Genomic DNA, 12,585 nt, shown 5'->3' with positions numbered 1-12,585 from the left:
AGTGATTATATACAAATCTGCAAGAGCCGAAAGTCTTACTTAACATAATTTCTTGTTCTTTAGTTGGCACTAACCTAAATTTAAAAGACTTCTCCACAATATCACCTCATTTCTTATGTATTTTATGTAGTTTGTATAGTTATTATACAATGCTATTGAAATGACGTCAGAATTAACTTTCATATTGTATTTTGTTCTAAATCAGAAGTTAGTGTAATGTTAAGTTAGGGGAGTATCGAACTCCCCTAACTTAAAGCCCTTACATCCTCTACCACAAGGGCACGAGGTTTTACGGGCAAAATTATAAAACCCCCTCTGAAAGTAACTTAAAGTTTTTCTGGAGGGGGGTAATTTTTACTTTTTACATTGTCTCATTTTTGCACAACCGCTGCATCCGCAACAACATTTACCTTGTTTCTTTCTACGCCTAAGCCATGTGAGGGACCATAATGCCCATACAACTATGGCAGCAATTATTAAGTAGTCTAAAATATTCATATTATAACACTCCCTATTTGATATACAGCAAAGGCAACAAGCCAAGCTATTGCACACTGCATTATAACTACGCCTACTGTCTGTGTTACAGATTTTAACTCACGCCTTATGGTGGCAACAGCAGCTACACACGGAGTATACAACAAGGTGAACACAAGAAAACTAAAAGCTGCTAGTGGAGTAAATAACCCTGTCAATGCAGAGCTAAGATTGGCCATACTAGTATTTAGAAGTACGGACATGGTGCTGACTACAGCTTCCTTAGCAGTAAATCCTGAAATAAGTGATGTAGCCACCCTCCAATCATCAAATCCAAGAGGTGCAAGAATAGGCGCTACGAATTGACCAATCATAGCTAAAAGACTTTGTGATGAGTCACTAACCACGTTTAATCGTGTATCGAAGGTCTGTAAGAACCATATGATGACAGAAGCCAAAAATATTACTGTAAAAGCTTTCTGTATAAAATCCTTTGCCTTTTCCCAAAGTAATAATAAAACATTTTTTGCTGATGGGAAGCGATAATTTGGAAGTTCCATGACAAAAGGAACTGGATTTCCTGCAAAAGCAGTTTTCTTTAAAACTAGCGCAACTATAATACCAAGAATAATCCCAAGTATATACAATCCTATCATAACTAACGCCTGGTATTTATTAAAAAATGCTGCACAAAATACTGCATAAATAGGTATTTTAGCGGAACAACTCATGTAAGGAGTAAGCAATATAGTCATTTTTCTATCCCGATCAGAAGACAATGTTCGCGTAGCCATTATGGCAGGCACAGAGCATCCAAAACCTATAAGCATTGGTACAAAACTTCTTCCCGATAGACCAATTTTTCTAAGCAGTTTGTCCATTACAAAAGCCACACGGGCCATATATCCTGTATCTTCAAGAATAGATAAGAAGAAAAATAAGGTCACAATTATAGGAAGAAAACTTAATACACTTCCTACACCCGCAAAAATACCATCTATAACAAGGCTATGCACCACAGGATTTATACCATATGATGTAAGCCCTTTATCCACAATGTTCGTCAGAGCATCTGTTCCCATAGAAAGCACGTTAGATAGTGCGGGGCCGATGACATTGAAAGTCATCCAGAATATAAATAGCATAATACCTAAGAAAACAGGTATTGCTGTATGTTTTCCCGTAAGTACTTTATCAATCTTGACACTTCTTTTATGTTCACGACTTTCATGACACTTCACTACAGAAGTCTCCACCACATTTTCTATGAATGAATATCTCATATCTGCCAACGCTTCATTTCTATCAAAACTAGAGTCATTTTCCAGCTCGACTATACAATGTTCAATTAATTCTTTTTCGTTTTGATTTAACCCCAATCGATTTTCCATGTCACTGTCGCCTTCAATAAGCTTTGTGGCACAAAAGCGAGGTGGAATATTAAGACGTTCAGCATGATCCGTAATCAGATGCATAACTGCATGTATACATCGGTGCACAGGTGATTCCTCACCACAAAAATCCCATACCTTTGGCTCGATTCTATTCTTTGCTACTTGAAGAGCCTTGTCCACAAGTTCAGATACACCTTCGCCTTTAGAGGCGCTAATAGGTATAACAGGTATTCCTAAAGCCTCACTCATAAGTTTAACATCAATAGTTCCACCATTAGACCTAACTTCATCCATCATATTAAGTGCAAGTACCATGGGAATTTTAAGCTCAAGAAGCTGTAAAGTCAAATAAAGATTTCTCTCAATGTTAGTGGCATCTACTATATTAATAATGCCATCTGGTTTTTCATTTATTACATAATCACGAGTTACTATCTCTTCCTGTGTATAGGGCCTCAGCGAATAAATACCTGGAAGGTCAACAATGGAACAACCCTTGGCATTGCGTATTTCACCGATTTTCTGATCAACAGTTACCCCTGGAAAGTTTCCAACGTGTTGGTTCGAGCCAGTAAGTGCATTGAACAGTGTAGTCTTTCCACAATTTTGATTTCCTGCCAGTGCAAATATCACTTTTCGTCGCCTCCCATATGTTCAATTTCAATATTTTTAGCATCATCCATACGAAGTGTCAATTCATATCCCCTAACACGAATTTCAATAGGATCCCCCATAGGTGCTACTTTTTGCAAAGTTACCTTTGTTCTAGGTATAAGTCCCATATCTAATAATCTCAAACGAAGGGGACCCTCTCCACCTACAGATTTTATAGTAGCCGTACTGCCAACTTTCAACTGGTCCAGAGTCATAATATATCACGTCCTATTAGGAATTTAGTTAGCATTCTCTAACTAATATTTATGATACTCAGCTTTCACCAATTTGTCAATGACACATTTTAGCATTGAAAAAACATTAAAAATATCATATTTTAAACACTTATTTTTCTATTAAAAAAAATTGTTCATGTTATCACCTATCTCGTCTTTGAATTCTGTTTATAATACCGATTTATAAATTTGTAATATTTCTTTCTGTCTAGTTCACCCACCATACCACCATACAATTCACCATTGAGTTTTTCCACCAATTCCATACAGTAAGGATAAATTTCCGTATCCCTAGTTTTTCTCATAAACTCTAGGTCCGTTTCACCTTCTTCATACACAATACCCATTGCATTTAACTTCTTTACGTAGTATTTATATAGACTTTTAAGAGATTTATCTTTCATGATTCTCATGTACCTAATGCCTCTTACACTATAAACACCAGCTGCAACTATACCTACAATAAGAAGTGCACATAATGTTAGAGTAAACAAATTGAACTCTTTAAGATACTTTTCATAGAATGTTTTATGTTTGTTCCCCACCTCATTACTTACACCATTTTGAGTTTTCTTATTTTCATTTTGATTTTTCTTTTCAATCTGATCCTTTAGTTTTTCTTTATCTTCCTCTTTTTCTTGCTCATGAATTTCATTAATGGGTACATCGTTTATAACTGGTCTATCACTATTAATACTTGTCTTAGGGTCAACAATGGTCCACAGATTTTTTTCTGGGGAAGCTAGAACCTCACACCAAGCATGTGCACATTTGCTAGTGACAATGTACTCATTTTTTCTCTTCTCTGCATTGTTCATTGAAAATCCTTCTACATATCTTGCCGGAATACCTTGGGCTCTGCACAAAATAGCCATGGCACTGGCAAAGTATGTACAGTAACCTTTTTTCTCTTCAAAAAGAAAGTTGTCCACAAAATCCTTATCCCTATTAGGTACATCAACCTTTAATGAATAAGTATAGTTATCCTCAAGATATTTTTTTATAGCTTGAACTTTCCCATAAGTAGAATTACAATTCTTTGTTATACTATCAGATAACTCAATTACTCTGCTAGGCATCTTTGGCAACTGAAGATAATCATTATACTGAAACTTAATGGTTTCATCGTATTTATCATAGATAAAATCGTCCATGGTCTCTGAGGAATTATATCTTGAAAGCACACTCACCTGGTAATCCATATATCTGGGTGCTTGCCCCAATACTACATCATCTATAGAATCAAAATATAAAAAATCCTTTGCACCAATGCTATCATATTTTACCACCGTATATGGTTCATTAACAAAAGTGTTATTTAACACCTCTCCTTTTTTTGAATATCGAATCCCATCAGGATTAGAGTACTGTATTTTTACATAATTGTTTGGCACAAAGAAATTGTAAGTTTTAAAATCCCCAGCATATTTTATAGTCATAGAAGTTTTAGGCTCTAAATTTTTTAAATGTAAATTAGGTTCTAACTTACCATAGCTATTTTTAGCTCTCCAAGAGTAGCCGCTATACTCTTCCTTGATATTTCCACGGAGGTAGCATGGCCTATCGGTATCTACGTACATAACAACCTTATCATCAAGACTTATACTTCCGCCAAGAATATCTGTACTATTGTTATATCCAACCTTATTCAATACAGACTGATCACCGTATATGACACTTCCATTGCCATATACATATTCATTAATTTCTGATATGATATTGTTTTCACTTAATATTCCTCCTTTTGTTGAAGAAACATAAAATGAAGTGATTAAAATAAAAATTACAGGTATAATAATCCAACATGTATTTCCCCATGTAATTTCTATTTTTTCATACTTATCAATATTCTTTTTAGAATTTTTCAAAACTTGGTTTATGATAATCGTTACAAAAGATAAGCCTATTAACTTAAACATATATTTTTGAAGAAGCCAATTTTCTAATGCCCACACACATATTAGCGCAACACCATTAATTAAAACGATAAAATTCACACTGCATTTTTCAACTATATAGAGAATTAAAACTGATAAGATTGGAACAGAAAATCTAATTAAAGGTTTTATTATTTTAAAGTCCACTATTTTATTGTAATTGTAGCAATTCACCATATAGTTTATTGGTTCAAGAATATTGTGTTTATAAAAATCATAATAAAAATACTTATTAACTTTGTATAATACCATAAATGACAATATGAGCATAATAATAAAAATAGCCTTATGCCACCATTTTTTTAGAAATCTAGATAAAACAATATGCACAAATATTCCACAAATCACACATGCAAAAACAATGGTTTGTGAATAGTTGTTTATAAAAAAACAATCCTTGCACAGATTTCCAATAACAAGGATGCTAATCATTAATAAAGTACTAGATAATATTAGTTTAGTAATTTTCAATCTATTTTTACTTATAACCATGTTAACCACCTCTTATCAGCTGATACATTTCAACCACGTTATCCGCAACATTTCCATTGCCACCAATGTTCAAGTTTCCCTCAGGATTAAACAGAAGAATAAGATTATTGCCACTAGTATACCGTCTTCCATCATTTAAATCCATAATATCTGCAGCTGAGTAATAATTTGTACCAGTAAAATACGTCAAAACCTTTTTAAATTCAACTTTCCCCTTTAAAGATATTTGAGTTTTTTCCAGATCATTAATAAAAATCCTTATATTATACCCTTTCTTCAAAAGAAAATATATTATAGATACAACCTTGGACGCTAAAACATCATCATACTTTATATATTCCTTCTTTTTTACTTCAGTAAGGTCAACAAATACATTCATATTACACTCATTAGTCTGCTCATATTCCTTAACAAACAATTGATCTCTTTTAGCTGACAATTTCCAGTGCACTCTTCTCAAACTATCACCAGGTACAAACACTCTAAAATCTTTTATATCATTTTGCTGATTTTCCATTATATTTTTAGTGATTTTTTTCTTATTTTCATATTTCTCATATCCTACTAAGCATTTAAATTCATGGGAAATGTCTACTAACCTTGGATATATATTTATAACTTTATTAATCTCAATATTCTTCTTTACCGTAGTTATTCCAAAGACATCTCTTATTATTAAATTAAAATCATTTATAGGATATACACCCTTTTTATCAAAAGTTATATTTCGGACAAATTTATTTTGTTTAAAAGGAGAACAATAAAAAAAGCATGTAAAATAATCACTTTTTATAATTAAGCTGGTCAGTAAAAAACTAAATTTATTCTTTAAAGTTAATCGTAAACCAACAGTGTCACCTGCAAAATAATCTACATCGTTAAATTCAACAATTATGTTTACTGCCTTAATTTGAATAATAGCATTAACAAATGACAAAACAAAGGCAGTGGTTGTAATTATAAAAATAGTATTTACCATCAAGCCACCCATAGCAATCTTAAAGATTAATACTAGAAGAAACCATAAAATAAAAATTCCGCTTATCTTAATCATAACATTATACCCGTGGAGTGACTTTATTTATAATATCTTGTATTATAATTTCTGGCGTAACCTTGTCATTGTATGCTTTAACATTTAAAATCAACCTATGTTTTATAACTAAATCAATATTATCTTTTACATCATCAGGAATCACATAATTTCTGCCATTAATATAAGCTGTAGCCTGAGCTACCCTCATCAAGGCCATGGAAGCTCTCACACTTACACCACCTCTTAAATAAGGATTTCCCCTTGTAGCATTTACAATATAAACAATATAACTGAGAACCTTACTATCCACATTTACATTCCTAACTTCCCGTTGCATTTCCATAAGATCTCTACCACTAATTACAGCATTTATATCATCTATAGGATTTTCTGTTCTATATTTATACAATATTTTAACTTCATTTTTAGGGGAAGGGTATCCAATCTTACAGCTAATCATAAATCTATCCTTTTGCGCCTCTGGAAGAGAATAAGTACCTTCTTCATCAATTGGATTTTCAGTTGCCATAACAATAAAAGGCTCCTGCAAATTATATGTAAAATCACCCTCACTAACACATTTTTCTTCCATAGCCTGTAATAACGCTGACTGAGTCTTTGGAGAAGCCCTATTGATTTCATCTGCTAAGATCATATTGCAAAAGATAGGTCCCTTTTTAAATTCAAAATTTTCTAAGGTTTTATTGTATATTGATACTCCCAGTATATCCGTTGGAAGCAAATCAGGCGTAAATTGAATTCTATTGCACTTCAAATCAATACTCTTACACAATGATTTTATTAATGTTGTCTTTCCCACTCCTGGCACATCATTTATTAATATGTGGCCGCCAGCCAAAACACCCTTTATAATATTCAATACCTGTTCATCCCTGCCCATTATTACAGCACTAATATTATTAAATATCGCCCCAATCTTTTCATTTAACATAATATTTCCCCCTTCATCTTATAAAATATTATATACATTCCTATCCCTTCAAATCTTTTGTACAAACTATATCCACACCTGTATTTAAAATATTTTTGCAAATCACATCTCCAGCTTTTATGTGTATACCTATTCTAAGTCTACTTAAAGCCTTAGAAATATCCATCCACAAATTCATGCTAACAGGTTTATTGCTCTTTACGGGTATGACATTGGCGTATTTTGAACCCTTCACTCGAATAATAGTAGTATATACCTGCTCCATATTATTGATAAAACTATTATGGTTTTTGTAAATGCTACTGGAACTTTCTTCTATTTGCCTTATATTTGTTTTTTTTAGGTACTCTTCTGGAATTACCTCATTTAAATTAACACATTGCACAAAAATCACCCCTACATTGAATCAAACTCTTTTATCCTATTTAATAACACATTGGAATTCTTTGAATCCTTTACAATAGACGTTAACGGTTTATTAGTCTCTCTAGCAAGTATCCTTAATATTTTATTAAGACATCTAGATCCTTCACACTTTCCAAAAGCAGCACCTGTCCTCCGTTTTACACCTTCAAGAGTTCTCGCCCCCAATGGTCTTCTTATGGCATCTTCTATTTCACCTTCAGTTATCATATTGCAATGGCAAATTACTTTGCCATACTTAGGGTTTACATTGATTATCTCATTCCTCTGTTTATCATCCATGTCCCTAAATCTATAAAAATCTCTTCTCTTATCCAAAAAATCCTTCTTTGCACTACAATGAATTGATTCAGCCACATACTCCACCACTTTCTTAGCTATAGCAGGTGCCATTGTGGCAATAGCATAATGTTTATCACTAACCTGTATATATCCATAGTCATTTTCTTTTATAATGTGGTATGGTTCATCATAATGATTAGACTCGTAAAAGGATTTTATATAGCTATTTGGCACACCAGGTAATATGTCTTTCAACTCATGGAAAACCATAGAATTGTCGAGTTCATCTTTAGTAATAAGGGCTCCAACTACACCGTCGTCCAAGTTAGGTAATGCCACCATATATCTACCATTTTTTATACTGAATATAAGATTGGAATACATATACTGTATATCCTTCTGGGTCGTAAAAAATTTAATACGAGTATCCGTATCTTTCTTTTTCGTATTATAACTAGTATCTATAGAATAATTGTGCCTTCTAGTAGTATTTATGACAATTTTACAAGTAAATCTATTTTTATTTGTGCTCACTCTAAACCCCTTATTTTCTCTTGTAATGTCAATTACCTCTTCCTCCAACTTAAAATTAACATTATTATCAAAAGCAACCTCTCCATAGGATATTGCAAGATCATAAGGTGATATAATGCCCGTATTATTGATATACAAAGCCCATTTAGAATTTTTACAATCAATACCAGGCTCAATTTTGTTAAGCTCACTGTTGCCAATCAACCTACAACTATCCCTGTATTTATCTTCTAAATTCTTATAACTATCAACAATGTAATTCTCCTCATCACACATTATAATACTGGGCATTCTCCTATATGGAACACTAAATTTTTTTGCAACCTGTTCAATTTCCTTATTTCCCTCGTACTCTAATTGTGCAGTATTTTCGTCCTTATTTTCAACGCCATTAAAAATCATAGACGTATTTCCCAAATTAACTTCATCAGCTATATCATAATTCTTTTCTATAAGAGCAATATTAAGATTGTATTTTGATAGCTCATATGCAATAGCACAGCCTATAAGCTCTCCACCTAATATAAGAACATCATAATCCATTTTAATTTAGAATTAATCTAATAATTAATTCTGTACCCCCTTACTCAACAACTTTAATGTTTATATATCAATTTGTATATATCAATTTTTATCATCACAATATTTTAGTGCATTAAGATATTTGTCATCATTCTCCCCAGTGTCCTTATGATGATTTTCAACAAGATTCAAAACCATATTATTTACATTTTTATCTTCTAAAATTTTTTTCGAAATTTTTGCGTGGTTATAGTATTTTTCTGCTTCTCTCCACTTTAAATTTCCCTTTTTATGCTGTTTTTTTAAAAGCACAAATAGCACCTTATAGATGATGCTCTGTCTACACTTTGATTTACCTACATCATGCAAAAGTGCCGCAATCACAACGTCTTTTATCCTATCACCTATGTCAAATACATCTTTATTTTCAATAACAGCCTTAGCCACACGTATACAATGATGCTTATTCATATTATTCATACACATAAACGCCAATATAGCTTCATCATCAAGGTATTCTCTTATAAACTTCATATCTGATTTAGATAGTTTTCTAAATATATCACCCAGTGCCATATTAAACTGAATTACTCTCTGAAACTTCATAAATTTTTCTCCATTTCACAAGAAATCCCCTATTATTATACCACATTTAAATCACATTATATATGTAAAAGGCTGGTTCATCTTTTGACCAGCCAGCACCAGAATACTTCTATTTATTTTTTTATTATTATTTTTTAATCATTTCCTTTGAAGGCCCTAAGGGTTCAGAAGTATCAACATGGCCACCAATAGACTCCATTAGCTTACCATTCTGAGTAAATCTAACTTTTTCAATTCCAAGGGATTCATTTAGAATCAGAGAATTAGTTATAGAGTTGATAGTCAAAATTTCTCCCGCTGATCCTGTTATTTTTCCATTAATACTCTCATCAAAATCAATAGTTGCAATCTTATCTTTTATATCTACATTTTTAATCTTTATGTCATCTGAAAACATAAATTTCTTATTTCTCTCTACTGATCCCTTTTGTAATTCTTTCAAAACCTTCATAGCATCAGGATTTTCTATCTCGCGCTTTTCTTCCACCACATACTCTGCATTATCATCTGGAAAATAAAGTGAAAATACTTCCTTTTTGCTCTCACTATTACCATTCTCCTCTTGAACACTGTTTTGTGTAGAAGGCTTTACTGCCTCATTTCCTTTTTTTGTGCATGCCACTAGAGAAAAAGCCATTACCATAATCGCTAACATAGTTACTAGTTTAGATTTCATATTAATTTCCTCCAAATATATTTTATTTTTTTATTAAATCTAGATCAGGCTCCATTACCTCTGAATGATCAAGGTGTCCACCAAGACTTTCAACTACATTTCCATCAACATAAAATTTTACTCCACTTATGTTTAAACTTTTATTCAATGTAAGTGTATTGACTATGGAATAAGTAAACATTATCTCTCCACAACTTCCCTGTATTTTTCCTTCAATGCTTTTATCAAAATCCACATAAGCAATATTGTCTTTTACATTTACACTTTTTATCTTCACATCCTTTGGTATTACACAAGTAAGCTCTTTACTTTCAGCTCCCTTAAAAAGTTCATATAGGACCTGCTCAAGATCAGAACCCTCAATATTTCGCCTTTCTGGTACAAGATATTCAGCATTTTCATCATTAAAATATAAATTATATGAATGAAGCAATTTGTTAGATTTAACATCACTTTTAATATATTGGGATTAATTATACCAAATACAAAAGGCGTTTCAATATCACTACATAGATAAATATTATCTTTTATATGTTTACTTTTTTTCAATACTCCTTTCATTTTAAAATAAGATATAATACTTAATGTCAGCAAAAGTATCACTCCAGACCACCATACACATGAAAGCAACCTAACGATATAACCTTTTACTCTAAAATTATTACTACTAGCTTCACTGCTATTTCCTTTACCTAAATTTGTAGTCCCTTCTGGTTTTACTGTTATTTTTTCATTTTTATATTCTATATTGCTTAGTTCCATATCATTTTGCAAAAATGTTGATGGTATATACCTACTTATAGTATTTTTTCCATCTTTCATATTAAAATCTACCTGTATGCCAAATGGAATTATCAGTCTAACAAAAACCACACTCCATAGAACATAAGAAAATATTTTAGGAGATTTTTTCATTATTAATCTTGCTATCATTGCTATAAAAATAATAAATATTGATTTATAGCTCAAGTTTAATATATACACACATATTTTCTCCAAATTTATTCCCCCTCAATATATTTATCTATTATGTCCTTCAATCTTTTAGCTTCTTCTTTATCTATCTTTTTCTCCCCCATAAAAGCAGCAAGAAATTTAGGCAAAGATCCAGAAAAGCTTTCTTTAACAAATTCCTTACTCTTAATACAATCAAATTGTTCCCTAGTTATAACAGATGTAACTATGGCATCCTCATTTTTAAATATTCCGCGTTGACATAGTTTCTTTAATACTGTGTATGTTGTAGATTTTTTCCAATTAAATTTTTCTTCGCATTTTCTCACTAATTCCCCCGAACTAATAGGTTCATTATCCCATATGATTTGAGCAAATTTTGATTCAGTTTCGGCTAATTTATAACGATTCACAACTTTACCCCTTTTCATGTATTCTAACTTCCAACAGTTATTTTATTTTTTTTTTAAATCTATAAGTAATAGACCTATTTAATTATTAGTCTATTACTTATAGACCAATTTGTCAACATATTAAATTAATATATTTTTTCATTATTTTTCGCAAAAAAAATACACCAACTTTATGTTAGTGTATTTTTTGGTGGAGGTAAAGGGGTTCGAACCCTTGACCCCCTGCGTGCAAGGCAGGTGCTCTCCCAGCTGAGCTATACCCCCGTAAATGGTGGATCATCAGGGACTCGAACCCCAGACCTACCGGTTATGAGCCGGTTGCTCTAACCAACTGAGCTAATGATCCTTAAATAACCTGGCAACGTCTTACTCTCCCGCAGGGCCTCCCCTGAAGTACCATCAGCGCTATGAAGCTTAACCGTCCTGTTCGGAATGGGAAGGGGTGTTACCTTCATGCTATCATCACCAGATATTTTCTTTTTCAATCTAATAATTATTTCATTTAGAGTGCTACCATCAAAGACGGTAACCGGCCAAATTCTTAACGTAAATCATAGATTTACTAAATTTGGCGTTCGAAATCATTTAGATTTCTCACCCTTCATGCTATCATCACCAGATATTTTCTTTTTTTAGGTTATTATTTTGTTGTTGTTTGACGGTTACTTGAGAGATGTTCTCTCAAAATTGTATAATGAATAAGTAATTTGGTCAAGTCCTCGACCTATTAGTATGAGTCAGCTAAATATGTTACCACACTTACACCTCTCACCTATCAACCTTGTAGTCTTCAAGGGGTCTTATAGCTTACGCTAAGGGAAATCTAATCTTGAGGTGGGCTTCACACTTAGATGCTTTCAGTGTTTATCCCTTCCCGACATAGCTACCCAGCTGTGCTCCTGGCGGAACAACTGGTGCACCAGAGGTCAGTCCATCCCGGTCCTCTCGTACTAAGGACAGCGCCTCTCAAATTTCCTACGCCCGCAGCGGATAGGGA

General features: G+C 32.6%; 14 protein-coding genes, 2 tRNA genes and 2 rRNA genes. All 18 read right to left on the bottom strand.

Annotated features, from left to right (window positions below; translation table 11 throughout):
• The coding region (locus BUA73_RS13450; protein WP_178139282.1) for a helix-turn-helix domain-containing protein at positions 1–97 on the bottom strand (97 nt) is incomplete at its 3' end.
• A gap of 257 nt (positions 98–354) precedes the next feature.
• Positions 355–498, bottom strand: coding sequence for a FeoB-associated Cys-rich membrane protein (locus BUA73_RS13445; RefSeq protein WP_084672276.1), 144 nt, complete (start codon positions 496–498; stop codon positions 355–357).
• A complete protein-coding gene (gene feoB / locus BUA73_RS13440; RefSeq protein WP_072904612.1) occupies positions 495–2,504 on the bottom strand; it encodes a ferrous iron transport protein B in 2,010 nt (669 codons plus the stop codon). The genes BUA73_RS13445 and feoB overlap by 4 nt, the downstream gene beginning before the upstream one ends.
• Positions 2,501–2,740, bottom strand: a complete 240-nt coding sequence (locus BUA73_RS13435) for a FeoA family protein (RefSeq protein WP_072904611.1) — start codon at positions 2,738–2,740, stop codon at positions 2,501–2,503. The genes feoB and BUA73_RS13435 overlap by 4 nt, the downstream gene beginning before the upstream one ends.
• Before the next feature lie 167 nt (positions 2,741–2,907).
• Positions 2,908–5,190 (bottom strand): transglutaminase domain-containing protein, encoded by a 2,283-nt coding sequence (locus BUA73_RS13430; protein ID WP_072904610.1) that lies wholly within the window; start codon positions 5,188–5,190, stop codon positions 2,908–2,910.
• Position 5,191: 1 nt separating this feature from the next.
• Positions 5,192–6,244, bottom strand: a complete 1,053-nt coding sequence (locus BUA73_RS13425; RefSeq protein ID WP_084672275.1) for a DUF58 domain-containing protein — start codon at positions 6,242–6,244, stop codon at positions 5,192–5,194.
• Between the two features lie 4 nt (positions 6,245–6,248).
• Positions 6,249–7,178, bottom strand: a complete 930-nt coding sequence (locus BUA73_RS13420) for an AAA family ATPase (RefSeq protein ID WP_072904608.1) — start codon at positions 7,176–7,178, stop codon at positions 6,249–6,251.
• A gap of 40 nt (positions 7,179–7,218) precedes the next feature.
• Positions 7,219–7,563: a DUF1667 domain-containing protein gene (locus BUA73_RS13415; RefSeq protein WP_242942402.1), complete on the bottom strand. Its 345-nt coding sequence runs from the start codon at positions 7,561–7,563 to the stop codon at positions 7,219–7,221.
• Between the two features lie 11 nt (positions 7,564–7,574).
• On the bottom strand, positions 7,575–8,960 hold the full coding sequence (locus tag BUA73_RS13410; RefSeq protein WP_072904607.1) for an NAD(P)/FAD-dependent oxidoreductase: 1,386 nt from the start codon (positions 8,958–8,960) through the stop codon (positions 7,575–7,577).
• 81 nt (positions 8,961–9,041) lie between these two features.
• A complete protein-coding gene (locus tag BUA73_RS13405; protein WP_072904606.1) occupies positions 9,042–9,545 on the bottom strand; it encodes an HD domain-containing protein in 504 nt (167 codons plus the stop codon).
• A gap of 127 nt (positions 9,546–9,672) precedes the next feature.
• On the bottom strand, positions 9,673–10,221 hold the full coding sequence (locus BUA73_RS13400) for a GerMN domain-containing protein (protein WP_072904605.1): 549 nt from the start codon (positions 10,219–10,221) through the stop codon (positions 9,673–9,675).
• A gap of 22 nt (positions 10,222–10,243) precedes the next feature.
• Positions 10,244–10,585 carry a GerMN domain-containing protein gene (locus BUA73_RS14190; protein WP_242942403.1) on the bottom strand — a complete coding sequence of 114 codons (342 nt, stop codon included), beginning with the start codon at positions 10,583–10,585 and terminating at the stop codon, positions 10,244–10,246.
• Positions 10,510–11,220 carry a M56 family metallopeptidase gene (locus BUA73_RS13390; RefSeq protein WP_072904603.1) on the bottom strand — a complete coding sequence of 237 codons (711 nt, stop codon included), beginning with the start codon at positions 11,218–11,220 and terminating at the stop codon, positions 10,510–10,512. Before BUA73_RS13390 ends, BUA73_RS14190 begins: the two co-directional genes overlap by 76 nt.
• Positions 11,221–11,222: 2 nt before the next feature.
• Entirely contained in the window at positions 11,223–11,588 is a 366-nt protein-coding gene (locus BUA73_RS13385; protein WP_072904613.1) for a BlaI/MecI/CopY family transcriptional regulator, read from the bottom strand.
• Between the two features lie 188 nt (positions 11,589–11,776).
• Positions 11,777–11,852, bottom strand: a tRNA-Ala gene (locus tag BUA73_RS13380).
• A 5-nt stretch (positions 11,853–11,857) separates the two neighbouring features.
• Positions 11,858–11,934: transfer RNA gene (locus BUA73_RS13375), tRNA-Ile, on the bottom strand.
• Positions 11,935–11,941: 7 nt separating this feature from the next.
• Positions 11,942–12,058 (bottom strand): 5S ribosomal RNA (rrf, locus tag BUA73_RS13370).
• Between the two features lie 237 nt (positions 12,059–12,295).
• Positions 12,296–12,585 (bottom strand): 23S ribosomal RNA (locus BUA73_RS13365); the annotation flags it as partial.

It is taken from the genome of Hathewaya proteolytica DSM 3090 (genome assembly GCF_900142225.1).
Taxonomy (GTDB): Bacteria; Bacillota; Clostridia; order Clostridiales; family Clostridiaceae; genus Hathewaya; species Hathewaya proteolytica.
This window is presented reverse-complemented; position numbering and strand designations above follow the sequence as displayed.

What these genes read in the sequence shown, in the direction of transcription:
- BUA73_RS13410 (WP_072904607.1), bottom strand. Translation starts at nt 8,960, where the DNA reads ATGGATTATGATGTTCTTATATTAGGTGGAGAGCTTATAGGCTGTGCT.
- BUA73_RS13435 (WP_072904611.1), bottom strand. Translation starts at nt 2,740, where the DNA reads ATGACTCTGGACCAGTTGAAAGTTGGCAGTACGGCTACTATAAAATCT.
- BUA73_RS13420 (WP_072904608.1), bottom strand. Translation starts at nt 7,178, where the DNA reads ATGTTAAATGAAAAGATTGGGGCGATATTTAATAATATTAGTGCTGTA.
- BUA73_RS13430 (WP_072904610.1), bottom strand. Translation starts at nt 5,190, where the DNA reads ATGGTTATAAGTAAAAATAGATTGAAAATTACTAAACTAATATTATCT.
- BUA73_RS13405 (WP_072904606.1), bottom strand. Translation starts at nt 9,545, where the DNA reads ATGAAGTTTCAGAGAGTAATTCAGTTTAATATGGCACTGGGTGATATA.
- BUA73_RS13400 (WP_072904605.1), bottom strand. Translation starts at nt 10,221, where the DNA reads ATGAAATCTAAACTAGTAACTATGTTAGCGATTATGGTAATGGCTTTT.
- BUA73_RS13445 (WP_084672276.1), bottom strand. Translation starts at nt 498, where the DNA reads ATGAATATTTTAGACTACTTAATAATTGCTGCCATAGTTGTATGGGCA.
- BUA73_RS13425 (WP_084672275.1), bottom strand. Translation starts at nt 6,244, where the DNA reads ATGATTAAGATAAGCGGAATTTTTATTTTATGGTTTCTTCTAGTATTA.